This window comes from Pacificoceanicola algae, from assembly GCF_049341065.1.
Taxonomy (GTDB): Bacteria; Pseudomonadota; Alphaproteobacteria; order Rhodobacterales; family Rhodobacteraceae; genus Pacificoceanicola.
The window spans coordinates 1-685 of the sequence record NZ_JBMPIX010000072.1; the positions used below are offsets into that span (position 1 = coordinate 1).

Below are 685 nucleotides of genomic sequence, written 5' to 3' on the forward strand. Positions count from 1 at the left end.
AGATCAAGGACGTCGATTTCACCCTCGGGCAGGTCAAGATCGAGTGGTTCAAGGACGGCAAGCTGAACGTCGCCGCCAACTGCATCGACCGCCATCTCGAGACCCGCGGCACCCAGACCGCGATCATCTTTGAGCCCGACGATCCCAACGAGCCGGCGCAGTCGATCAGCTATGCCGACCTGCACCGCCGCACCTGCCGCATGGCCAACGTGCTGGAGAGCATGGGCGTGCGCAAAGGCGACCGCGTCATCATCTACCTGCCGATGATCCCCGAGGCCGCCTATGCCATGCTGGCCTGCGCGCGCATCGGCGCCATCCACTCGATCGTTTTCGCCGGCTTCAGCCCCGACGCGCTGGCCGCCCGGGTCAACGGCTGCGACGCCAAGGTTGTCATCACCGCTGACGAGGCCCCGCGCGGCGGCCGCAAGACCCCGCTCAAGACCAATGCCGACAAGGCCCTGCTGCACTGCAAGGACGACGTCAAATGTCTTGTCGTCAAGCGCACCGGCGGCCAGACCACCTGGGTCGATGGCCGCGATTTCGACTACAACGAGATGGCGCTGGAGGCTGACGACTATTGCCGCCCCGCCGAGATGGACGCCGAAGACCCGCTGTTCATCCTCTACACCTCCGGCTCGACCGGGCAGCCCAAGGGCGTGGTCCACTCAACCGGTGGATATTTGCT

General features: G+C 65.1%; 1 protein-coding gene. It reads left to right on the top strand.

The genetic code is table 11. From position 1 onward, the window contains the following. On the top strand, window positions 1-685 hold a 685-nt coding region (locus ACOYQJ_RS26230; RefSeq protein ID WP_422908820.1), incomplete at both ends, for an AMP-binding protein.